A 23,748-nucleotide genomic window follows, 5' to 3' on the forward strand; every position below is an offset into this window, starting at 1 on the left:
GGCCGTCAGCGTCGTCCGCCCCGATGCTGCATCGCCTGGCGGCTCTTCACGACGCCCAGCACGATCACCACCACCAGGGCGATCACCCCGATGATGATCAGCCAGCGGATCGCCTCCACGAGCAGACCGAGCAGGATCAGCACGCCGGCGACCACGCCGACGACCCAGAGTGTGGCGCGCATCTGCACCTCCCGTGACCGGCCGCGCCCGTAACGGCGACCGCCGGCGTCACCTTCCCGATCTCGGCGACACCATGCCTGAGCCGCGCGACAAGCCGGTTCAGCCGGCGGTGCGGGCGACGTAGACGGTGTTGGCGGACTCGCCGCCGGTCAGCGGGTTGGCGAACGGCACGACGTGGGTGCGCGCGGTGGCGAACACCTCGGTGAGCACGGCTTCGAAGTCGGCGTCCGGCGGGTCGTCCGACCAGAGCGCGAAGACCCCCTCCGGATGCAGCCGCGCGGCCAGCCGGCGCAGCCCGGCCGGGGTGTAGAAGGCGGCGTGGCTGGGGTGCAGCACGTTGCGGGGAGAGTGGTCCACGTCGAGCAGGACGGCGTGGAAGCGCCGCGCCGGGGCGTCCGCGTCGAACCCGATGTCACCGGCCACGGCGGCGAAGAAGTCGGCCAGCGCGAAGCGCGTACGCGGATCGTCGGCCAGCCCGGCGGCGAACGGCAGCAGCCCCTGCCGGTGCCAGTCGATCACGTCCTCGATCGCCTCCACGACCAGCAGCGAGCGCACCCGCGGGTCGTCCAGCGCGGTACGGGCGGTGTAGCCCAGACCGAGGCCGCCGACGACCACGTCGAGGGCGTCGCCGGTCAGCTCGGCCAGGCCCAGCCGGGCCAGCTCGATCTCCGCGACCGGGAAGAGGCTGGACATCAGGTACTCGTCGTCGAGCTTGACCTCGTACACCTCGACCTGCAGGGCGGGGTCGCGGCGCCGGCGCAGGCTGATCGCGCCGATGGGGGTCTCCCGCCAGGCCAGTTCCTCGAAACGCGCGCCCACGGGTGCCCTCTCGCCGCCAGATTCGTCCCCGGATGCTACTGCTCCGCCCCGAGCCCACCGGCGGCGGCCGGGCCGCGTCGCCGCCGGCCGGGACCCGGAACGACCACGCAGCGTCCGCGAGACATCGACGGAACGCTTATCCTGTGCCCGGCCAAACCACCGGAGGGGACCTCATGCCGTCGCGGCAGGACCAGTTGCACTCCTACCAGTTCACCGTCCAGCGGGCGGTCGCCGCCCTGGTGATGCGGGAGACGGACCCGGCCCAGTCGCCGTTCCGCCGGCTGGCCGGCGCCGGCCTGGCCAGTGTCCTGGTCGCGGCGATCGGGCTGGGCGCCTTCGCGCTCTACGGCCTGTTCGCCGGCGGCGGCAACGGCTGGCGCGACCCGGGCGCGGTGATCGTGGAGAAGGAGTCCGGCGCCCGGTTCGTCTACCGGGAGCAGAAGCTGCACCCGGTCCGCAACTACGCCTCGGCCCTGCTGATCGTGGGTGCCGATCGGTCCAGGACGGTGCTGGTCTCCCGGCGCTCGATCGACGGGGTGCCGCGCGGCCTGCCGCTGGGCATCGCCGACGCGCCGGACTCGCTGCCCGCCCCGGGCCGGCTGGCCGGTGGGGCGTGGACGGTCTGCTCGGCGACCCCCGCCGGGGCGGACCGGGAGCAGCCCCGCTCCGCGCTGCTGATCGGCACCGAGGGCGGTGGCGGCCGGCCGCTCGGCGACGACGCGCTGCTGTTGCGCGACCCGGACGGGGGGCTGCACCTGGTCTGGCACCAGCGCCGCTACCTGCTCCGCGACCCGAGTCGGGTGCTGGCGGCGCTGGCCGCCACCCCGGCCCGGGCCGTACCGGTCGCGCCGGCGCTGCTCAACTCGCTACCGGCCGGCGCCGACCTGGCCCCGCTGGCCGTGCCCGGGTTGGGCCGACGCTCCGCCGGGGTGCCCGGCGCGGCGATCGGCCAGGTCTTCCTGGTGCGCAACTCCGGCGGCGGCCGGCAGTACGCGGTGGCCCTCGACTCCGGGCTGGCCGGCATCACCGAGTTGCAGGCCGGGCTGTTGCTGGCCCGCACCGGGCAGGGCGAACCGGAGCCGATGACCCTGGGCCGGTTCGCCGCGCTGCCCACCGTGCCCGATCTCGCCCCGACCGGTCCCAGTGCCCCGCCGCCGGCCCCGCCCCGGCTGGCCGCGACGGACGACGCCGCGCTCTGCGCCCGGGTCGGCGACGACAGCGGTGCCGCGCAGGTGCGGGTGGGCGTACCGCTGCCGGATCTGGCCGCGGCGCCGCGGACCGCGCCGGTGGGCGGGGCCGTGCTCGCCGACCACGTGATGGTGCAACCCGGCCGCGGCGCCGTGGTCGAGGCCGCCGCGGCGCCCGGCGCGTCCGGCGGTGCGGTCTCCGTGGTCACCGACCTGGGCCGCCGTTACGTGCTGCCCGACCGGGAGGTGCTCGGCATGCTCGGCTACCACGACGTACGCCCGCTGCGACTGCCGGCCGGCCTGGTCAGCCTCGTCCCGGCCGGCGCCACCCTGGACCCGGCGGCGGCCCGGGCCGTCGCCGCACCGGCCTGACGGGCCGACCGTGCCGGCCTGCGGTGGCGGGTGCCGCGGGGGCGTCAGTCGGCGGGGCGGCGCAGGATGCTGACCGCGAAGTCGGCGTCGTCGCGCCACGGGCGCAGGTCCCAGGTGGCGAAGCGGTGCTCCAGGCGCAGCCCGGCGGCCGTAGCGTCGGCGTCGAACGCGGTCAGCGCGTAACCGCGCTCGGTGCCGAAGCCGACGGCGAGCACCCCGTCCGGGCGCAGGTGCCGGGCGATGCGGCGCAGCACCTCCGGCTCGGTGCCGGGCGCGACGAAGGCGAGCACGTTGCCGGCCAGCACGGCCGCGTCGAAGGGTTCGGCCTCGCCGGCGGCCGGCAGGTCCAGCTCGGCCAGGTCGGCGACCAGCCAGCGGGGGCCCGGGTGGTCGGTGCGGGCCGCCGCCACCAGTGCGGGGTCGGCGTCCACCCCGACCACGGTGTGCCCGCGCTGGGCAAGCGCCGCACCCACCCGGCCGGTGCCGCAGCCGGCGTCGAGGATCCGCGAGCCGGGGGTGATGAGGGTGTCCACCAGCCGGGCTTCGCCGGCCAGGTCCACCCCCTCGGCCGCCAGCCGGCGGAACCGGTCGATGTACCACTGCGAGTGCTCGGGCCCGGTGTCGGTCGCCCAGCGGGTCGGATTGCCCATGCCGCCACCGTAGCCGGGGGCGGGACGGCCGGCCGGGCGGATCCGCCCGGCCGGCCACCCCGACCGGTCAGCCCTTCTCCGCGCCGCTGGTCAGCCCCTCGGTGAGCAGCCGCTCGCTGGCGAAGAAGAGGATCACGATGGGCAGGGTGAGGATGACCGAGCCGGCCATCAGCACCGTCTTGGGCACCTCCACCCCGTCGGCGAGCAGCGACAGGCCGAGCGACACCGTCCACCGGTTGGGCTTGTCGACCAGGAAGAGCAGGGCGAAGAGGAACTCGTTCCAGGCGATCATGAAGTCGTAGAGCGCGACTGCCATGATCGACGGCAGGGCGAGGGGCAGGCTGACCCGGCGGATGATGCCGAGCCGGCCGGCGCCGTCGATGGCGGCCGACTCCTCCAGGCTGACCGGGATGGTCTCGAAGTAGTTCTTCAGCATGTAGACCGAGACCGGCAGGGTCTGCGAGATGTAGACCAGCACCAGGCCGAACAGCGAACCGCGCAGCCCGGCTCGGGTGAACACCACGAACAGCGGGATGGCGATGACGATGGACGGGAACAGGTAGACCGCCAGGAACAGGAAGTCGACCTGCCGCCGTCCGAAGAACCGCAGCCGGGACACCGCGTACGCGCCGGGGATCGCCACCACCAGGGTCAGCGCGGTCGCCGCGACGGCGACCAGGCCGCTGTTGCGGATGAAGATGAGGAAGCCCTGGCCGCCGTCGTCGGTGGCCTTCAACACCTCGGCGTACGTGGCCACGGTCAGCTCGCCGAAGCCGACCACCAGCGCGCCGGGGTCGAGCAGCAGCCGCTCGATGGGGCGCACCGAGAGCACCAGCATGTAGTAGAAGGGGAAGACGGTGATCACCAGGAACGCGGCGATCACCAGCCGGCGCAGCCAGCGCAGGCTGACCGTCTCGACGTGGTCCCGGTCCATCAGCCCACCCTCCGTCCGAAGAAGCGCAGGTAGATCAGCACGAACACGATGAGCACCACGGCCAGCACGACCGCCTGGGCGGCGGCGGCGCCGATGTCGGTGCGGGCGGTGAGGAACTCGTACACCCGGACGCTGACCACCTCGGTGCCGGCGGCCCCGCCGGTGAGCAGGTAGACGTCGTCGAACTTGTTGAACGTCATGATGAAGCGCAGCACGCCGAGCAGGGCGATGACCGGCATGAGCTGCGGCAGCAGGATGTGCCGGAACCGCTGGGTGGGGGTGGCGCCGTCGACCCGGGAGGCCTCCTCCAGCTCCCCGGGCACCGCCTGGAGCCGGGCGAGCAGGAACAGGAACGCGAACGGGAAGTAGCGCCACGCCTCGAACACGATCACCGTGGCGAGCGCGGTGGACTCCTGGGACAGGAACGGCACCGGGCTGTCCCAGCCGAGCAGCCGCTGGCCCCACGAGTTGACGATGCCGAGCTGCGGGTCGAGCATGACCTGCCAGACGAAGGTCACCGCGACGACCGGCGCCACGTACGGCAGCAGCATCGACGCGCGGACCAGGGTGCGCCCGCGGAACGGCCGGCGGACCACCAGGGCAGCGACCAGGCCGAGCAGGATCGACCCGACGGTGCCGCCGACGCTGTAGAGCAGCGTGGTCCAGAGCGTGTCGACGAAGCCGGGGGTGTGCAGCACCCGGTCGACGTTGTCCAGGGTGAACTCGCCGAAGAGCCCGGTCTTGCGCAGCGTGGCCAGGCGGACCCGCTGGAAGGCGAGGACCACGGTCCAGACGATCGGGATGCCGATCACCGCGATGGTGACCAGCAGGGTCGGTGCGACCAGCGCGAGCCCGGCGCGGGATTCGCGTTGGCGCAGGGTCAGTGGCTTGCGCGGGCGGGCCGGTGCCGGCCGCTCCCGGGTGGGGGAGCGGCCGGTGCCCGGTGTGGTGGTGGTCAATTGACGCCCGCCTTGATCGCCTCGACGTCCTTCTTGGCCCGGCCGGCGGCGGCCGCCGCGTCGGATTTGCCGGAGAAGGCGTCCTGGAGTGCCTTGGGCACCGGCAGCTCGCCGAGGATCGCGCCGACCAGCTTGCCCTGGCCCTGGCTGAGCCCCCAGCGCTGGAAGGTGTCCGGGCTGCGGCGCAGGGTGGCCAGCACTTCGTCGCCGTACACGTCGGCGAGGGGCTTCTTCGCGTCCACGCCGGCCTGGCTGCTGTTCCAGGCGGTGAGGTACGCCTCCGGGTCGGACGGGGTGCCCTTGCGCACCGGGAATCGGCCCTCGGGGGACATGCCGAACCAGCGCGGGTAGCCGTCGCCCAGCATGTACTCCACGAAGGACTTCGCCGGGTCGGCGGCGGCGCCGTCGAGCACCGCCCACGAGCTGATCTCGCCGTACTGGGCCGGTTCGGCGCCGTTGGGCCCCTTGATCGCGGTGACGAACCCGCTGTTCTTGGCCAGGAAGGTGGGGTCGGCCTGGCACTGCGGGCAGGTCGGCTTGGCGTCGTTGCGCAGCCCGGCCAGCTCGTCGAGGATGAACGGCGACCAGACCACCATGGCGGCCTTGCCGGCGAAGTAGGTGGCCCGGGTGGTGTCCACGTCCTGCGCGCCCTTGACGGAGCTGTTGCGGATCAGGTCGCCGTAGAAGCGGAACGCCTCGACGCACTGCGGCGAGTCCAGGGTGACCCCGCCGGAGTCGTCGGTGAGCTGGCATCCGTTGGCGAGCGCCAGGTGTTCGAAGGTCTGCTGGGTGAAGACGTCCCCCGGTGCGGTGGCCGCGGTGATCCCGGCGACGCCGCCGGTGTTCAGCTTCGCCGCGGCGGCGGTGATCTTTTCGTACGTGTCGGGGGCGGGGAGCCCGGCGGCGTCGAACAGGTCCTTGCGGTAGACGAGCAGCTGACCCCACCCGTCGCTGGGTACGGAGAGCTGCTTGCCGTCGTCCGAGGTGAGCTCCAGCGCCCGGGGCGAGAACGTCTGCTTGCCGAGCTTCTCGACGACCTCCCCGTTCGCCGAGGAGTGCAGCAGCTCGTTGCCCGCGAGGGTACGGATGCCGGCCAGCGAGACCGACCCGACCACGTCGGGCAGGTCGCCGGCGGCGGCGTTGGAGGCGATCAGGGAGGGGAACTGGTCCTCGTTGACGGTGACCAGCTCGACCTGGATCCCGGTCTTGGCAGTGAAATCGGCGATGATCGCCTTGGTGGCGGTGACCCGGTCGGCCACGTCCTCCAGGCTCCACACCGTGATCTTTTTGCTGTTGCTGTCCGGCTCGTCGTCGCCGCAGGCCAGCAGGGAGGACCCGGCCAGTGCCATGATCAGGGTGGCGGCGAGCATCCGCCTCGGAGGTGCTGACATCGGTGGCACTCCTCTCGAAGGGTACATGACGGATTCAACACCTTCGATTGATCAATGACAAGACATATAACGATTTTCTGCCTATCCTGGAACCCAGTGCTACCGGGATGTGACTCATGGGCAACTGGGTTGTCTCTCTCGCCGGGCCTCGACGGATCACCCTCGAGCCCTGCCCACACGATCCGCTGGGCACCGGCCAGGTCCGGGTCCGCACCTGCTACTCGGGCATCTCGGCCGGCACCGAGCTGACCCTCTACCGCGGCAGCAACCCCCGGCTCAGCAAGGACTGGGACGACGCCGCCCGGATGTTCGTCCCCCGCCAGTCCCCGGTGCCGTACCCGCTGATCGGCTTCGGCTACGAGGAGGTCGGCGAGGTCGTCGAGGTGTCGCCGGAGGTCGGCGACCGGCACCCGGGCCAACTGGTCTGGGGCATCTGGGGCCACCGCGCCGAGGCCGTGCTGGCCGCCGACGCGGTACGGCCCGTGCCGCCCGGGATGGACCCGCTCGCGGCGGTCTTCGCCCGGCCCGGCGCCATCGCGCTCACCGCCGTGCTCGCTGGCGACCTGCACCTCGGCGACTGGGTCGCTGTCTTCGGGCAGGGCGTCATCGGGCTGCTCGCGACCCGGCTGGCGGTGCTCTCCGGGGCCCGGGTGGTGGCCGTCGACCGGGTGCCCGTCCGGCTGGAGCACGCCGCCCGGTACGGCGCCCGGTCCGCCGTGGACGCTGGTGCCGAGTCCGCCGCCGCCGTGCTGCGCCGTTGCACCGGTGGCCGGGGCGCCGACGTCTGCCTGGAGCTGTCCGGGGCCTACCCGGCGCTGCACGAGGCGATCCGCTCCACCGCCCACGCCGGCCGCGTCGTGGCGGCCGGCTTCTACCAGGGCCAGGCCGACGGCCTCGGCCTTGGCGAGGAGTTCCACCACAACCGGATCCAACTGGTGGCCGCCCAGGTCTCCGGGCCCACACCCGCGCCGAGCATGGCCGGGCGGTGGACCGGCGACCGGGTGGCACAGACCTTCATGGAGTTGGTGGCTGAGGGCGGCGTCGATCCGCTGCCGCTGGTCAGCCACATCGTCGACGCCAGCGCCGTCGCCGACGCCCTCGCGCTGCTCGACCGCGGCGCCGGTGACGTCCTCCAAGTGGTGCTGAGGTTCTAATGACCACCATCGCGCTGGCCTGCCAGGAACAACTCCTGCCGGGCACCGACCTGATCCAGAAGTACGCACTCGCCACCTCGCTCGGCTACCAGGGCATCGAGTTGCGCGGACGCGGCGACCTCGCGTTCGCCCGCCGGCTGCCCGAGCTGCGCCGGGCCCGCGCCGCCGGGGTGGTGATGCCCACCGTCTGCGTGGAGATGGACCACTTCATCGGCGACTTCGACCCCGGCCGCTCCGCCGACGCGGTACGCAACCTGCGCTCCCAGCTCTCGGTGATCGCCGAGCTGGGTGGCGTCGGGGCGATGACCCCGGCCGCCTGGGGCATGTTCTCCCGGCGGCTGCCGCCGTTCGAACCGCCGCGCCCGCCGACCGGTGATCGGCGGGTGCTCGTCGACGCCCTCGGCGAGCTGGGCGAACACGCCCGGGCCGAGGGGGTCACCCTCTTCCTGGAACCGCTCAACCGGTACGAGGACCACATGGTCAACCGGCTCGACGAGGCCGTCGCGCTCTGTGCGGCCGTCGGACTGCCCTCGGTACGGGTGGTCGCCGACACCTTCCACATGAACATCGAGGAGGACGACGTGCACCGGGCGCTGCGCTCCGCGGCGCCCTACCTCGGGCACGTCCAGGTCAGCGACTCCAACCGCTACCAGCCCGGCGCTGGGCACCTGGACTGGCCGGCGCTGGTCCGGACCCTGTTGGAGCTGGACTACCGAGGCTGGCTGGCCCTGGAGTGCCGGCTGCGCGGTGACCCGGTCCGGGCCCTGCAACAGGCCGCCACCGTGCTGCGGCACGCGCTGCCCCGGCGGGCCGCGGCATGACCGCCGGAACGACCGGCGCCACGCCGATCCCCGCCGGCACGACCGCCGACCCGAGCGGGTTGGCCCGGCTGGCGATGGCCACCCTGGACGCCAACTGGGAGCACGACCACACCGTGCCGTCGCGCACCCTCTACCCGCACCAGTGGAGCTGGGACTCCGCGTTCATCGCGGTCGGGCTGGCCCGGTCCCGGCCCGAGCGCGCCTGGCGTGAACTGGCCAGCCTGTTCCGGGCGCAGTGGGCCGACGGCCGGGTGCCGCACATCGTGTTCAACCCGGCGCTGCGCGTCGGCGCGTATTTCCCGGGGCCGGACTTCTGGGGTACGGCGGGAGCCGACGGTGCACCCGGCGTCGCCACCTCCGGCCTGGTCCAGCCGCCGGTGCACGCGCTGGGCGCCTGGCTGGCGTACCGGCGGGCGCCGGGGCCGGCCGGGCTGGCCGCGCTGCGCCGGCTCTATCCGCCGCTGGTCGCTCAGCAGCGCTACCTGGCCGACCGGCGTGACGTGGCCGGCGACGGGCTGGCCTGCATCGTGCATCCGTGGGAGTCCGGGCTGGACAACAGCCCGGCCTGGGACGAGCCGATGGCGGCGGTGCCGGCCGAGGCGGCGGTGATGCGGGCGTACCGTCGGCACGACACCGCGCACGCCGACGTGGCGCACCGCCCCACCGACCTCGACTACGCGCGCTACCTGGCGATCGTGGCCGCCTACCGCGACCGGGGCTACGCCGACCGCGACCTGGCCGACGGGCATCCGTTCCTGGTCGAGTGCCCGCTGTTCAACGCCGCGTTCGGCGCGGCCGAACACGTGCTGGCCCGCATCGCGCCCCTGGTCGGTGCCGACCCGGGGCCGCACCGCGCCCGCGCGGCCCGGATCACCGAGGCACTGCTCCGCCGGCTCTACGACCCGGCCACCGGCACCTTCCAGCCCCGTGACCTGCGTACCGACCGGCTGGTTCCGGCCCGCACCGTGCTCGGGCTGATGCCGCTGATCCTGCCCGACCTGCCGCCCCGGCAGGTGGAGGGGCTGGTCGTCGAGGCGTGCTCGGAACGCTTCGGGGTGGCCCGGCGGATGGACCGGCCGTTGCCCAGCCACGACCGGACGGCGCCGGACTTCGAGCCGCTGCGCTACTGGCGCGGGCCGAGCTGGCTCAACGTCGCCTGGCTGCTGCGGCGGGGGCTGCTCGCGCACGGGTACCCCGAGCTGGCCGGTGGGCTGCGCCGGTCGATGATCCAGCTCGTGGCGGGTGCCGGCTGCCACGAGTACTTCCATCCGGACACCGGGGCCGGGCTCGGCTCACCGGCGTTCGGCTGGACCGCCGCGCTCCTGCTCGACCTGCTGGGCGAGGCCCCCACCGCCGACGAGGACTGAGCATCTCCGGATCGGGGCCGGCCGGCGTCGGCGCGGTAGCGTCACGGCCGGGACCGACCCGGAGGTGCGCGTGGCAGAGATCGACAAGGTGGCCTGGATCCTCGTCGAGGACGGGCGGGTGCTCAGCACCCGGTCCCACGGCAAGGACGTCTGGTACCTGCCCGGCGGCAAGCGCGAGCCGGGGGAGAGTGACCTCGACACCCTGCGCCGCGAGATCGCCGAGGAGCTGAGTGTCGCGGTGGACGTGCGCTCCGCCGTGCACGTCGGCACGTTCGCCGCCCCGGCACACGGGCACGGCGACGGCACGACGGTTCGGATGACCTGCTACCGCGCCGCGTACGGCGGCGAGCTGCGGCCGGCCAGCGAGATCGCCGAGACGGCCTGGCTGAGGTACGCCGACCGGCACCGTACCTCCGCGGTCGACCAGCTGATCTTCGACCACCTGCGGGCCGCGGACCTGTTGCGCTGACTGTCCGGGTGGCCGACTCAGGGCGTGCCGGCGCACCCACTCGCGTTGGTTCCTGTCGAGCTGCCCCAGATATGGGGCGGCGCCGGCCGGCCGCGCCGTTTGTCGGTGCCGGCCCCGGGTAAGCGCGGGACCGGCGGACGACAGGGAGGGCCCGTGCGGTTTTCCGGCTTCATCGACGCGGTGGCCCAGCGCTCCGGTCTGCCTCCCGAGCAGGCTGACGCCGTCGCCCGCGCCGTCCTGGTGACCATGGCTGAGCGGGTGACCGGTACGCCGGCCGATCCCGCTGGGCAGTTGCCGGACGAACTGGGCGCCTACCTCACCGGTCCGACCGACGAGGCGGCTGGCGGCACGGTCCCGGCCGGCGAGGACCCGGGCGGCACGGAACTGGGCGGCGCGGGCCGACCGGCCACCGCCGGGCCGGCGGAGTTCCTACGCGTGGTTGGCGAGCGGGCCGGGGTAGACCCGGCGACCGCCCGCACCGGCACCGGGGCGGTGTTCGCGACCCTGCGCGAGGCGGTCACCGTCGACGAGTTCCGGGAAATGGTGACGCGGTTGCCGCGCGACCCGAACGGTGGCATCGAGCCGGTGCCCCCACCGTCGTTCGGCGGCTGAACCCGGGCGTTGTCGGCATACCGACGTGGTGGTGTCGGACGGGAAATTCCCCCGCGCAAGCGTTAACACGCCGTAAAAATACTTGCTGGTAGGTGCTTTAGGCGAAAATCCCGCGTCGCGCCAGGGGGATGATCGGACGATGTTCATCGTCCCTCGTCCGAGCCCCCGATCGCCCCTTCGGGTCGACTCTAATCGATGATCATTCGCGAAGGGTATCGAGACTTATGCTTCCTCCATTGTGAAGTCCTGGGGGGGATCATGATCGTGTTTGTCGATGCCTACGCTTCCGTCTGTTGTGGAGCGGTGTCCGCGTCCTGACATGAGATATCCGACGCTGATCCATCGCTTCGGCGATGTCGCCGCCGCCTGTCCCGACCGCCACGCCGTTCTCGGCGACACCGACCCGCTCGACTACGCCGGCCTGGCCAGCCAGGCCGGTGGGTACGCCGAGCTGCTGGCCGCGGCCGGTGCCCGACCCGGCGACCGGGTGGCCCTGCTCACGACGCACGGCGCCGCCACCATCGCCGCCATCCTCGGCACACTCGCCGCCGGCTGTGTCTACGTGCCGCTCGACCCGGGCTTCCCGGAGCAACGGTTGCGCCACCTGCTCGACGGCGCCGACGTCACCGTCCTGCTCGTCGGCGGCGAGCACGCCGACCTGGCCGGTCGCCTCGCCGCGCGGCGGGGCCTGCGGGTGGTCCCGGCCGTGGACGTCCGGCCGGCGCCGCTGCGGCCGGTGCCGGTGGACCCGGACGCGCTCGCCTACGTGCTGTTCACCTCCGGCTCGACCGGCCGGCCCAAGGCGGTCGGGCAGACCCACCGCAACCTCGCGCACGTGGCGGACAACCAGATCGCCGCCCTGGGCCTGCGGCCCGCAGATCGGCTCAGCCTGCTCGCGTCGTTCAGCTTCGACGCGGCCATCCCGGATCTATACCCGGCGCTGCTCGCCGGTGCCGCCGTCGTCCCGGTCGACCTGCGCCGGCACGGGCTGGCGCACGCCGTCGAGCAGTTGGCCCGGCACGGGGTCACCGTCTACCACTCCACCCCGACGGTCTACCGGTTCCTGCTGGACACCCCGGGCGTCGAGCGGCTGGACCGCGTCCGGGTGGTCCTGCTCGGCGGCGAACAGGCCACCTGGGCCGACGCCGCGCGGGGGCGGGAGCATTTCGCCCCGGGCTGCGTCCTGGTCAACGGCTACGGCGCCACCGAGCTGACCTTTGCCGCCCGGTACGCCCTGCCGCTGTCCGACGTGGACCCGTCGGCCACCGGTGCACTGCCGATCGGCACCGCCCTGCCCGGGTACGCGCTGCGGTTGGCCCCGGACGGCGAGATCGTGGTGCGCAGCCGGCACCTCGCCCCCGGCTACCTGGACCGGGCCAGCGACCGCTTCGGCGTCGACCCCGACGGGGTGCCGACGTACCGCACCGGCGACCTGGGCGAGCTGCTGCCCGGCGGCGAGCTGCGCTGCCTCGGCCGGCTGGACCGGCAGGTCAAGGTGCGCGGGTTCCGGGTCGAGCTGACCGAGATCGAGGCGGTGCTGGCCGCCGAGCCGGGCGTCACCGCCGTACGGGCGATCGCCCGCGACGGCGAGCTGCTGGCGTACGTCCGCACCGGCGGGGTCGCTCCGGACCCGGTGGCGCTGCGGGCCGCGCTGGCCCGGCAGTTGCCCGAGTACGCGCTGCCCCGCGCCGTGGTGCCGGTCGACGAGTTCCGGCTGACCGTCACCGGCAAGATCGACGAACGGGCGTTGCCCGACCCGGCCCGCCCGGTGCCCCCCGGCGCCGAGCCGGCCACCCCGACCGAACGGATCGTGCACGACATCTGGTGCGCGGTGCTCGGCCGGGACGCGGTGGGCCGCACCGACAGCTTCTTCGACGTCGGCGGGCAGTCCCTGCTCCTCGGCCAGGTGCAGCAGCGGCTGAGCGAGCGCTTCGCGGTGCGGCTGCCCCTGCTGCGCCTCTTCGACCACCCGACCATCGCCGCACAGGCCCGACTGGTCGACCCACCGGCACCCGCCGCCGGAGCGGCGACCACCGAGGCACCGGCCGCCGTGATGCCGGCTCCGGTCGCGTTCGGCGGCGACGCCGACGCGCTGCGCGAGTACACCGGCGACGAGATCGCCGTGGTCGGTCTCGCCGGGCGGTTCCCCGGGGCGGTCGACGTGGCCACCTACTGGTGGAACCTGTGCGCCGGCGTGGACGCGATCCACGACCACACCGACGAGGAGTTGGCCGCGCTCGGCGTCGGGCCGGGGCTGCGCGCCGACCCCCGGCACGTCAAGGCCACCGGCCGGCTCGACGGCGTGGCCGACTTCGACGCCGAGTTCTTCGCCTTCGGCGATGCGGAGGCGGCCCGCACCGACCCGCAGCACCGGCTCTTCCTCGAGACCGCCTGGGAGGCGCTGGAGGACGCTGGACACGACCCGGCCCGGTTCCCCGGCCTGGTCGGCGTCTACTCGGCCACCTCGGTCAACCGCTACTTCCTCTTCCACCTGATGGACAACCCGGCCGTGGTCAGCGACGTCGACCCGGACGACTGGGAGGCCCGGCTGGTCGGCCGGCAACTCGCCGACCACCTGCCCGGGCAGGTGGCGTACCGGCTCGGGCTGACCGGGCCGGCGGTGGCCGTGCAGAGCGCCTGCTCCAGCTCGCTGGTTGCGGTCTGCCTGGCCGCGCAGAGCCTCGCGGACTACCAGTGCGACATCGCGCTTGCCGGCGGGGTGAGCGTGACCTGGCCCCGGCACCGGCACATCCCCGGCGGCATGGCCTCGCCGGACGGCCGCTGCCGGGCCTTCGACGAGGCCGCCGAGGGGGCGGGCTTCGGCTCCGGCGTCGGGGTGGTGGCGCTGCGCCGGCTCGCCGACGCGCGGGCCGACGGCGACCGGGTCTACGCGATCCTGCCCGGCTGGGCGGTCACCAACGACGGCGCGGACCGCGCCGGCTACGCCGTCCCCGGGCCCGCCGGCCAGGCCGCCGCCGTGGCCGGTGCGCTCGCCGCCGCCGAGGTCGCCCCCGGCGAGGTCCGCTTCATCGAGGCGCACGGCAGCGGCACGCCGCTGGGCGACGCCATCGAGGTCGCCGCGCTGCACGAGGTCTACCAGGGCGCGGCCCCCGCCGAGACCTGTGCGCTCGGCTCGGTGAAGACCGCCATCGGCCACCTGGACGCCGCCGCCGGCATCGCCGGGCTGATCAAGGCGGTGCTCGCCGTGCAGCACGGCGTCATCCCACCGAACCTGCACTTCACCCGAGCGCATCCGGAGATCGACCTGGCCGCCGGCCCGTTCTACGTGCCGACCAAGGTGCGGGACTGGCCGGACGCGCCGCGCCGGGTCGCCGGGGTCAGCTCGTTCGGGCTGGGCGGCACCAACGCGCACGTCGTGGTGGAGCAGGCCCCGCCGGCCGACCCGGTGGACCCGCCACCCGCGGGAGCGCAGCTGCTGCCGGTGTCGGCGCGTACCCCGGTGGCGCTGCGGGCGGCACTGACCCGGTTGCGGCGGCACCTCGCCGGCACCGCGCCGGCGCTGGTCGAGGCCGCCGCGACGCTGGCGCTGGGTCGGCGCGCGTTCCGCTACCGGGCCGCCGTGGTCGCCAGCGACCCGGCCGGAGCGCTCGCCGCGCTCGACGAACTGCTGGCCACCGACGCCCGGGTCGCCGGCCCGCCCGGGCCGCTGCGGGACCTGGCCACCGCCTGGGTGAGCGGCCGGGACGTGGACCTCACGACGCTGCATCCCGCCGGCGCCGTCCGGCGTACCTCGCTGCCCACCTACCCCTTCCAGCGGCAGCGGTACTGGATCGACCCCCCTCAGAAAGGCATGCGGTGAACTGGTTCATCTCCGCTGGCAGCCGCGACCCGGCACCGGTGCAGTTGTTCTGCCTGCCCTATGCCGGTGCCGGCGCCAGCGCTTTCCGGCACTGGCCGGACCGGATCGGCCCGGGCGTAGAGGTGCTGCCGGTGCAGCTGCCCGGCCGCGAGAACCGGATCAGCGAGGACCCGCGGTTCCGGGTGGCCGACGTGGCCCGCGCCATCGCCGAGCGAGCCGATCGGCCGTACGCCATCTACGGCCACTCGATGGGCGGCCGGGTCGGCTTCGAGGTGGTCCGCGAGCTGCGCCGGGGCGGGCTGCCGCTGCCGCTGCGGCTCTACGTCGGCGGCGCCCGCGCCCCGCATGTCAGCGCGCCCAGCGTCTTCGACGGGCTGTCCCGGGTGGACGACGCCGAGCTGCTGCGCCGGCTCGCGGCCGGCGGCGGGCTCCCCGCCGGGCTGCTGGAGCACCCCGAGCTGGTCGAGCTGCTGATGCCGCTGCTGCGCGCCGACTTCGATCGGGTGGACGGCTACCGCTACGAGTCCGGCGAGCCGCTGCCGGTGCCGATCGTGGCGTTCAGCGGCCGGTCCGACCGGGCGGTGACCCACGAGCAGAGCGCCGCCTGGCGGGTGCACACCGCCGCCGGCTTCACCCTGCACGAGCTGGACGGCGGCCACTTCTTCCTGCACGACGCGCTGCCCGAGCTGGCCGCCGTCATCCGCGCCGACCTGACCGCCGCGCTCGACGTCGACCTGCGCACCGCGCTCGACCGGGAACCGGCCGCCGCGGATACCGACGAAAACCCGACCGCGACGCTCGTGGCCGGCCCGGCGGGCGGCGCGGCGTCGGTCGCCGCGCGGACCGCCGGCCGCGCCGCGGCGGACGGGCACCGGGTGCCGCTGGGTGACACCGGCTGGTCGGTGTGGCGCGACGCCATCCTGCGCAGCACCGGGTTCCCCGCCGACGGGTTGACCATGCTCGCCGCCCCACAGGCCGCCGCCGCGGCCGACGAGCTGCTGGCCACCGGCGCCGGCGTCGACCTGTTCGACAAGGAGTTCGCCGAGGCGGTCACCACCGCCGGCCAGCGGCTGACCGAGCTGGCCGCCGATCCACTGCTGCGCGAGGCCGTCACCTGGCAGAACCGGGGCGTGCTGGTCGCCCTGGACGGGCTGGTCCGCGGCGGCGCCACCCGCAACGTGCGCTGCCGGGACCGGGAACGCGCCCTGCTCAAGTACTGGCAGCGGTACTGCGGCAAGAACGAGACCGTCGGCTTCTTCGGGCCGAGCTGCTGGGTCACCATCGACCCCGAGTCGCCGGTGGCGGCGCGGGTACGCCCCGGTGCCACGCTGACCCGTCGCCGCTGGGTGTGGTTCGAGTCGTGGGCGCTGACCGCGTACGCGGAGCGGATCGGTCGGGACCTGGCGGTGCGCCAGTGGTGGGCGCCCCGGCTCGCCCCCCACCTGAGCCTCGCCGGCCGGGAGGTGCGCCGGCCAGGCCGGCCGCCGGTATCGCTGTCGCCGGTCGAGGCGGCGCTGCTCGCCCTCGCCGACGGCCGCCGGCCGGCCCGCGACCTGGTGGCCGACCCGGGTGTCGGGCTGCGCCGGCCGGAGGACGGGTACGCGCTACTGGATCGGCTGGTGCAGCGGGAGCTGGTCACCTGGGACGCCGCGCTGCCGGTCAGCCCCGCCGCCGAGGAGGTGCTGCGGCAGCGGATCGCGGCGATCGGCGACGGCCCGGCTCGCGCCGCCGCCCAGGCCGGCTTCGACCGGCTCCGCGCCGCCCGGGACGCCGTGGCGGCTGCCGCCGGGAATCCGGAGCGGCTGCGGGTGGCCCTCGACGCGCTGGACGAGACGTTCACCGACCTGACCGGGCAGCCCCCGCAGCGCCGGGCCGGGCAGATGTACGCCGGCCGGACCCTCTGCTACGAGGACACCAGCCGGGACCTGGACGTGGTCTTCGGCGCGCCGCTGCTGGACGGGATCGCCGCGCCGCTGGCCGTGCTGCTGCGGGCCGCCCGTTGGCTGGCCGTGGCGCTCGAGGAGGCGTACGCGGCGGTGTTCCGGGAGCTGTACGAGGAGCTGCGCGCCGAGGCCGGCGACGCCCCGGTCGCCCTGTCGGACCTGTGGTTCCTGGTGCAGGGCCTGTTCTGGGGCACCGGGGACCGCCCGGTGGACGCGGTCGCCACGCAGTTCGCCGCCCGCTGGGCCGGGCTGTTCGGGCTGGACGCGCAGCCCCCGGGCACCGCCGAGGTACGCCTCGACGTGGCGGACCTGGCCGCCCGGGTCGACGAGGCGTTCCCAGCCGTGCGGACGGACTGGTCGAACGCCCGGCTGCACAGCCCCGACCTGCAGATCTGCGCGGCGGACGCGGCGGCGCTGGCCCGCGGCGAGTACACCGTGGTGCTCGGCGAGCTGCACGCCGCCTGGCCGTCGTTCGACTGCCAGGTGTTCACCCCGTCCCACCCCAACGTGGAGCGGCTGCGCGCCGCGCTGGAGGCCGACCTCGGCCCGCGCCGGATCCGGCTGCTCTTCCCCACCGACTGGCCGCGCCGCACCAGCCGGGTCGCCGAGGCGCTGATCGGCCCGACCGACCGGCAGTTGGCCTTCGCGGCGGCACCCAACGCCGACCCCGGCCGGGTGCTGCCCACCGTGGCGCTGACCGTGCACGACGAGGCCGGCCGGCTGGTGGTGACCGCCGCCGACGGGCAGCGCTGGTCGCTGACCGAGGTCTGCGCCGGGCTGCTCAGCGCGCACGCGGTGGACGGCTTCAAGCTGGTCGCCGCCGCCCCGTACACGCCCCGGATCACGCTGGACAAGCTGGTGGTGGCCCGGCAGACCTGGCGTACCACGGTCGGGGAGTGCGGCCTGGGCACGGTAACCGGGGAGCGGGCCCGCTTCCTGGCCGTACGTGAGTGGCGACGACGGCTCGGCCTGCCGGAGCGGGTGTACCTCAAGCTGGGCACCGAGACGAAGCCGTGCTTCGTCGACCTGAGCAGCCCCGCCTTCGCCAACATGCTCTGCGCGATGGTCCGTGCGGCCCGTCACGACGGCGGCGACGGCGCGACCCTGGTGGTCAGCGAGATGCTGCCCACCCCGGACGACGCGTGGGTGCCCGACGCCGCCGGCCGGCGCTACTTCAGCGAGCTGCGACTGCACATCGTGGACGCCGACGAGTCCGAGGGGGCCCGATGAGCCACCTGCTGCCGTTGGGCGACACCGGCTGGTCGGTGTGGCGCCACCTGGTCCTGCGTACCGCCGGTTTCCCGGCTGCCGGGCTGGATGCCTTCGCCGCGCCGGACGCCGCCGACGCGGCGGACGCGCTGCTGGCCGGTGACGTCGGCGCCGACGTGTTCGACAAGGCGTTGGCCGTGGCGCTGGCCGACTCCTCGGCCACCGCCGGGCGGATCGCCGCCGACCCGCTGCTGCGCGAGGCGGTGACCTGGCAGAACCCGGAGATGCTGATCGCCCTGGACGGCCTGCTGCGCACCGACCCGGTGGTGCGCAACGTGCGGCGGCGCAAGCGTGAGCTGAGCCTGCTGCGCTACTGGCAGCGCTACTGCGGCAAGGCCGAGACGATCGGCTTCTTCGGCCCGGTCTGCTGGGGCACGTTCGACCCCGCCGACCCGCGCACGCGACTGTGGCCGGGACCGGAGCTGGTGTCCCGGCGCGAGGTCCACTTCGAGGCGTGGGCGCTGATCGCGTACGCCGACCGGCTGGCCGACGACCCGGCCGTGCGTCGCTGGTGGGCACCGGCGCTGCCGCCGCAACTGAGCGTGTCGGGCCGGTGGTTGCACCGGCCCCTGCACCCGCCGGTGGAGCTGTCGGTGGTGGAGGCGCGGCTGCTGGCGGGCTGCGACGGGCGTACCCCGGCCCGGCAGGTGGTCGAGCGGCTGCGCGCCGACGCCGACGCCGGGCTGCGGACCGACGCCGACGGGTTCCTGCTGCTCGACCGGCTGGTCGAGCGGGGGCTGCTGACCTGGGACGCCGGCCTGCCGATCAGCCCCCGGGCCGAGCAGGTGCTCCGGGAGCGGCTGGCCGCGATCGGCGACCCCGGGCTGCGCGCCGAGGTGGCCGCCGGCTTCGACCGGCTCTGCGCGGCCTGCGACGAGGTCGCCGCGGCGGCCGGCGACCCGGGCCGGCTGCGTGCCGCCCTCGCCGCGCTGGATGCCGAGTTCACCGCCGTCACCGACCGGCCGGCGACGCGGCAGGCCGGGCAGATGTACGTCGGCCGCACGGTGGCGTACGAGGACACCGCCCGCGACCTAACCCTCGCGGTGGGCGCCACGGTGCTCGACGCGCTCGCCGCCCCGCTGGCCGTGGTGCTCCAGGCGGCCCGCTGGCTGACCGCCGAGGTCGGCGCCGCCTGCGAGCGGATCCTCGCCGAGCTGTACGAGGAGCTGCGTGGCGACCCTCCGGTGCGGCTCGCCGACATCTGGTCACTGGCCCAGGGGCTGCTGATGGCCCCGGACGGTCCGCTGGCCGTGGCGGGCGCCGGCTTCACCGCCCGGTGGGCGGAGCTGTTCGACCTGGCCGCGCTGCCACCCGGGCAGCCGGAGCTGCGATTGCGCAGCGCGGAGCTGGCCGAGCGGGTGCGCCGGATCTTCACGGCCGACGCGCCCGGCTGGCCCTCGGCCCGGATCCACAGCCCGGACGTGCAGGTCAGCGCCGCCGACCTGGACGCGTTGAACCGGGGTGAGTTCCTGCTGGTGCTCGGCGAGATGCACCCGGCGACCGCCACCTTCGACAGCGCCGTCTTCGTCCCGTTCCACCCCGACCCGGCGGCACTGCGCGCCGGGCTGGACGCCGACCTCGGCCCGGCCCGGGTCCGGGTGCTCTACCCGGAGGGCTTTCCCCGGGTGACCACCCGCACCACGTACGGCCTCACCGGCCCGGCGGACCGGCAGCTCGGCATCGACACCGCCCGGGGCGCGGAGGTCGACCGCCTGGTGCCGGCGACCGATGTGCGGGTGGTGCCCGACGGCGACCGGCTCGCGGCCGTGCTGCCCGACGGCAGCCGGTGGCCGCTGATGGAGGTCTTCGCCAACCTGCTCGGTTCGCTGCTGCTGGACAGCTTCAAGCTGCTCCACCCGGCGCCGCACACGCCGCGGATCACCATCGACCGGCTGGTCGTGGCCCGCAGGACATGGCGGACCACGGTCGGGCGGAGCGGGCTGGCCGGGGTGACCGGTGAGGGCGAGCGGTTCCTCGCGGTACGCCGGTGGCGGGCCCGACTCGGCCTGCCGGAGCGGGTCTTCGTGAAGGTCGGCACCGAGGTCAAGCCCTGCTACGTCGACCTGACCGGCCCGCTGTACGCCCAGTCGCTCTGCGCGATGGTCGACGCCGCCGCCCGGACCGGACCGGACGTCGCGGTAGTGGTCACCGAGCTGCTGCCCGCGCCGGCCGACAGCTGGGTGACCGACGCGGCCGGGCGCGCCTACGTCAGCGAGCTGCGCTTGCAGATCACCGATCCGACGAGCTACCCGGGGGAGCAGCGGTGACCGACATCCTGTCCATGAGCGCGGTACGGGGGGAGTCCCTGCCCTGGCCGGACGTGACGCTCGCCGATCTGGTCGTCGCGCAGGCCGCTCGCACCCCGGACGCGGTGGCGGTGCGCCAGTGGGACAGCCGGCTCAGCTACGCCGAGCTGCTGGCCCGGGCCGCCGGGGTGGCCGCCGCACTGCGCGAGCGGGGCGTCGGCCGACAGACCCGGGTGGGTGTGTGCGGCGCCCGCCGGCCCGAACTGGTGGCGACCGTGCTCGGTGTGCTGCTCGCCGGTGGCTGCTACGTGCCGCTGGAGCCGGGCGGCCCGCGTCGACGGCTGCGCGGGATCGCCGCCGACGCGGACCTGTCCCTGGTGATCGGCGACGCCGCGGAGGCCGAGTTCGGCGACGCGTCCGGCATCGAGGCGATCGGCCTGCCCGGGCCGGCTCCCCTCGCGCCGTGCCCGGCCCGCCCGGGCGACCCGGCGTACGTGCTGTTCACCTCCGGCTCCACCGGCCGGCCCAAGGGAGTGCTCACCACCCACCGCAACCTGGTCGAATTCGCCACCGGCGTGGTGGCGCTCAGCGGCGCGGGCCCCGACGTGCGCAGCCTCGGCATCGCCTCGCTGGGCTTCGACGCAGCCACCATGGACCTGTTCGTACCGCTGCTGCTCGGCGGCACGGTGCAGCTGCTCGGCGCCGAGGACCGCGCCGACCCGGTACGGCTGGCCCGGTTCATCGCCGCGCACGAGGTCAACTGGGGCTTCATCACCCCCACGGTGCTGGCCATGCTCGACCCGGTGGAGCTGCCCGGCTGGCGCACGGTGCTCTGCGGTGGTGAGCCGGTGCCGGCCGCGCTGGCCGCCCGGTGGGCGCCGGGCCGGCGCTTCCTCAACGGCTACGGGCCGACGGAGACCACGGTCCTGGCCCTCAGCGGCCCGTTGAGCGCCACCGAGACCGATCCGGTGCCGATCGGCCGGCCGCTGCCGAACCACCGGGCGTACGTGGTGGACGCCGCGCTGGACCCGGTGCCGGTGGGCGAGACCGGTGAGCTGCTGATCGGCGGCCCCGGGCTGGCCGACGGCTACCTGGGCCGGCCGGCGCTGACCGCCGAGCGTTTCGTCCCGGACCCGTTCTCCGCGCTGCCCGGTGAGCGGCTGTACCGCACCGGCGACCTGGTCCGCCACGACCCGGACGGGCGGATCGTCTACCTGGGCCGGGCCGACCGGCAGGTCAAGATCCGCGGGCAGCGGATCGAACTGGGCGAGGTGGAGGCGGTGCTGGCCGAACTGCCCGGAGTCACCTCGGTGGCCGTCGAGGCGGTGTCCGGGCCGGCCGGCACCGAGCTGGTCGCGTTCCTCACTCCCGCCGACGCGCCGGACGACGACCGGCTGCGCGCGTACGCCGGGGACCGGCTGACCGCCGCGATGCTGCCGGCCCGGGTGCTGCGCCGCGCCGCACTGCCGGTGAGCCCGACCACCGGCAAGCTGGACCGGCCGGCGCTGCGCGAGCTGGCCGTCGCCGCCCTCGCCGCCCCCGAACCGGCCGTCGCCGCCGCCGAGCTGGCCGGTGACCCGGTCGCGGTGGCCGTGGCCGGGATCTGGACCCGGCTGCTGGGCACGCCGCCCGGCCCGGACACCGATTTCCTCGCCGCCGGCGGCAACTCCATCGCGGCGATGCGGCTGGTCGCCGCGCTCCGCGCCGAGCTGGGCCGGCAGGTGGACACCCGGGACGTGTTCGCGCTGCGCGGCTTCGGCCGCCTGGTCGAACAGGTCGCCGCCGCGCCGAGCGCCGACGACGGGCTCAGCACCGGCAACCCGCCCACCCTCTCCCCGCCGCAGCGCCGGCTCTGGTTCGTCGACCAGCTCGCGCCGTCCAGCGCGCCGTACAACATCGCGGTGGCGCACCGGCTGCGCGGCCCGCTGGACACCGCCGCGCTGGGCGCCGCGCTGCGGGCCGTGGCCGTTCGGCACGACGTGCTGCGCTGGCGCATCCCGCAGACCGGCGGCGTGCCGTACGCGGTCTGCGCGGAACCCACCGACGTGGCGGTGCCGGTGGTCGACCTGACCGACAGTGCCGACTCCGAGGCCGAGCTGACCCGGATGCTCGCCGCCGGCGCCGCGCACCCCTTCGACCTGGCCACCGGGCCGCCCTGGCAGGTGACCGTCTACCGGCTCGGCCCGGACGAGCACGTGCTGGCCGTGACCTGGCACCACGCGGTCTTCGACGGCTGGTCCGAGCGGGTCTGCTACGACGACCTGGCCACCGGGTACGCCCGCGCCGTCGTGGGCGCGGCGCCCGCGCTGCCGGAGCTGCCCGCCCGGTACGCCGACTACGCGGTCTGGCGGGCCGAGCGGGACCGGCGCCGGGGCGAGGCCGACCTGGCCTGGTGGACGGAGCACCTCAGCGGCGCGCCGACCGTGCTGGAGCTGCCCCGCGACCGGCCCCGCCCGGCGGTGCAGACCTACGCCGGCGCGGAGGCGGCCGTCCGGCTGTCCCCGCGGACCGACCGGGCGGTGCGGGAGCTGGCCGAGCGGCGCGGCACGACCGTGGCCGCGGTGCTGCTGGCCGCCTTCGGTGAGCTGATCTCCCGGCTCACCGGCGGCGACGACCACGTGCTCGGTGCGATCGTCGCCGACCGGAGGCTGGCCGCGTTCGACGACGTGATCGGCTTCTTCATCGACACCGTGCCGGTGCGGGTGCGTACCGGCGGGGCGAGCTTCGCCGAGCTGGTCGACCGGTGCGCCGGCGAGCTGCACGAGGCCACCGCCCACCCCGGCGCGCCGCTGGAACGCATCGTCGAGGCGCTGGGCGTCGGCCGGGACACCGCCCGGGCGCCGCTGGTGCAGGTGCTGTTCAACGTGCTCAACTTCGCGCCGCCCCGGCTGAACCTGGCCGGGTTGGACGCCGAGGCGGTGCCGGTGCCGAAGCCGGGCTCACCGTTCGACGTCACCGTCTACGTGGTCGAGCGCGACGACCGGGCCGTGGTGGAGGTGGTCTACAACCCGGACCTGTTCGACGCCGCCCGCATCGAGGACCTGCTCGCCGACCTGGCGGAGCTGGTGGGCGCGCTGGCCGCCGCGCCGCACGCGCCGGCCCGTACGGTCGCCGCGGAGCTGCCCCGGCCCACCGTTCGGGTGCCGCAGCTGGGCGCGATGACCGTGGCCGGAGCGGAGGCCGCCGGCTCCCCGCCGGGTCTGCTGCCCGCCGGGCCGGACGGGCTCACCGAGACCGAGGAGCTGATCGCCGGGATCTGGCGGGAGGTCCTGGAACGCGACCGGGTCGGCGTGACCGACAACTTCTTCGACATCGGCGGCCACTCGCTGGCCCTCGCCGCCGTGCACGCCCGACTCACCTCCGCCACCGGCCGCTCGATCCGGATGCTCGACCTGTTCCGCCACCCCACCGTCCGGGCCCTCGCCGCCAGCCTGGACGGCGCCGCCGACCGGCCGGAGCTGGCCCGGGCCGCGCTGCGGGCCGCCGCCCGCCGTGGCCGTACCCGCCGTATCCCTCCCCGCCGCCCCGGCGGCACCGCGTGACGAAGGACAGCCT

At 74.9% G+C, this 23,748-nt stretch carries 16 protein-coding genes; 10 read left to right on the forward strand and 6 right to left on the reverse strand.

Annotated features, from left to right (window positions below; translation table 11 throughout):
• Positions 1–5: 5 nt before the first annotated feature.
• Positions 6–182, reverse strand: coding sequence for a hypothetical protein (locus ACFOW4_RS04260; protein ID WP_377524605.1), 177 nt, complete (start codon positions 180–182; stop codon positions 6–8).
• Positions 183–279: 97 nt separating this feature from the next.
• A complete protein-coding gene (locus ACFOW4_RS04265) occupies positions 280–999 on the reverse strand; it encodes a spermidine synthase (protein WP_377524607.1) in 720 nt (239 codons plus the stop codon).
• A gap of 173 nt (positions 1,000–1,172) precedes the next feature.
• Between ACFOW4_RS04265 and eccB the strand changes: the two genes are divergently transcribed.
• A complete protein-coding gene (gene eccB, locus ACFOW4_RS04270) occupies positions 1,173–2,558 on the forward strand; it encodes a type VII secretion protein EccB (protein WP_377524610.1) in 1,386 nt (461 codons plus the stop codon).
• A gap of 44 nt (positions 2,559–2,602) precedes the next feature.
• Here eccB and ACFOW4_RS04275 read toward each other — a convergent pair whose 3' ends face one another.
• The 4 genes from ACFOW4_RS04275 to ACFOW4_RS04290 all read right to left on the reverse strand — a co-directional run bounded on the left by ACFOW4_RS04275 (position 2,603) and on the right by ACFOW4_RS04290 (position 6,492).
• On the reverse strand, positions 2,603–3,208 hold the full coding sequence (locus tag ACFOW4_RS04275; RefSeq protein WP_377524612.1) for a class I SAM-dependent methyltransferase: 606 nt from the start codon (positions 3,206–3,208) through the stop codon (positions 2,603–2,605).
• Positions 3,209–3,275: 67 nt separating this feature from the next.
• Positions 3,276–4,142 carry a carbohydrate ABC transporter permease gene (locus ACFOW4_RS04280; protein WP_377524615.1) on the reverse strand — a complete coding sequence of 289 codons (867 nt, stop codon included), beginning with the start codon at positions 4,140–4,142 and terminating at the stop codon, positions 3,276–3,278.
• Positions 4,142–5,101, reverse strand: coding sequence for a carbohydrate ABC transporter permease (locus ACFOW4_RS04285; RefSeq protein ID WP_377524618.1), 960 nt, complete (start codon positions 5,099–5,101; stop codon positions 4,142–4,144). The genes ACFOW4_RS04280 and ACFOW4_RS04285 overlap by 1 nt, the downstream gene beginning before the upstream one ends.
• Positions 5,098–6,492 carry an ABC transporter substrate-binding protein gene (locus ACFOW4_RS04290; RefSeq protein WP_377524621.1) on the reverse strand — a complete coding sequence of 465 codons (1,395 nt, stop codon included), beginning with the start codon at positions 6,490–6,492 and terminating at the stop codon, positions 5,098–5,100. The genes ACFOW4_RS04285 and ACFOW4_RS04290 overlap by 4 nt, the downstream gene beginning before the upstream one ends.
• Positions 6,493–6,608: 116 nt before the next feature.
• Between ACFOW4_RS04290 and ACFOW4_RS04295 the strand changes: the two genes are divergently transcribed.
• The 9 genes from ACFOW4_RS04295 (at position 6,609) to ACFOW4_RS04335 (ending at position 23,735) form a co-directional block, all read left to right on the forward strand.
• Entirely contained in the window at positions 6,609–7,646 is a 1,038-nt protein-coding gene (locus tag ACFOW4_RS04295) for a zinc-binding alcohol dehydrogenase (protein WP_377524623.1), read from the forward strand.
• Positions 7,646–8,467 (forward strand): TIM barrel protein, encoded by an 822-nt coding sequence (locus tag ACFOW4_RS04300; protein WP_377524626.1) that lies wholly within the window; start codon positions 7,646–7,648, stop codon positions 8,465–8,467. The genes ACFOW4_RS04295 and ACFOW4_RS04300 overlap by 1 nt, the downstream gene beginning before the upstream one ends.
• Positions 8,464–9,834, forward strand: coding sequence for a hypothetical protein (locus ACFOW4_RS04305; RefSeq protein ID WP_377524629.1), 1,371 nt, complete (start codon positions 8,464–8,466; stop codon positions 9,832–9,834). The genes ACFOW4_RS04300 and ACFOW4_RS04305 overlap by 4 nt, the downstream gene beginning before the upstream one ends.
• Before the next feature lie 70 nt (positions 9,835–9,904).
• Complete coding sequence (locus tag ACFOW4_RS04310) at positions 9,905–10,303, forward strand: NUDIX domain-containing protein (protein ID WP_377524631.1); 399 nt, start codon at positions 9,905–9,907, stop codon at positions 10,301–10,303.
• 153 nt (positions 10,304–10,456) lie between these two features.
• Positions 10,457–10,915: a DUF2267 domain-containing protein gene (locus ACFOW4_RS04315; protein WP_377524634.1), complete on the forward strand. Its 459-nt coding sequence runs from the start codon at positions 10,457–10,459 to the stop codon at positions 10,913–10,915.
• A gap of 319 nt (positions 10,916–11,234) precedes the next feature.
• A complete protein-coding gene (locus ACFOW4_RS04320) occupies positions 11,235–14,735 on the forward strand; it encodes an AMP-binding protein (RefSeq protein ID WP_377524636.1) in 3,501 nt (1,166 codons plus the stop codon).
• A complete protein-coding gene (locus tag ACFOW4_RS04325; RefSeq protein ID WP_377524639.1) occupies positions 14,732–17,908 on the forward strand; it encodes a thioesterase domain-containing protein in 3,177 nt (1,058 codons plus the stop codon). Before ACFOW4_RS04320 ends, ACFOW4_RS04325 begins: the two co-directional genes overlap by 4 nt.
• Entirely contained in the window at positions 17,905–20,214 is a 2,310-nt protein-coding gene (locus tag ACFOW4_RS04330; RefSeq protein WP_377524641.1) for a lantibiotic dehydratase, read from the forward strand. Before ACFOW4_RS04325 ends, ACFOW4_RS04330 begins: the two co-directional genes overlap by 4 nt.
• Positions 20,211–23,735 carry an amino acid adenylation domain-containing protein gene (locus ACFOW4_RS04335; protein WP_377524644.1) on the forward strand — a complete coding sequence of 1,175 codons (3,525 nt, stop codon included), beginning with the start codon at positions 20,211–20,213 and terminating at the stop codon, positions 23,733–23,735. Before ACFOW4_RS04330 ends, ACFOW4_RS04335 begins: the two co-directional genes overlap by 4 nt.
• Positions 23,736–23,748 lie beyond the last annotated feature (13 nt).

It is taken from the genome of Micromonospora sp. GCM10011542, assembly GCF_042650685.1.
Taxonomy (GTDB): Bacteria; Actinomycetota; Actinomycetes; order Mycobacteriales; family Micromonosporaceae; genus Micromonospora.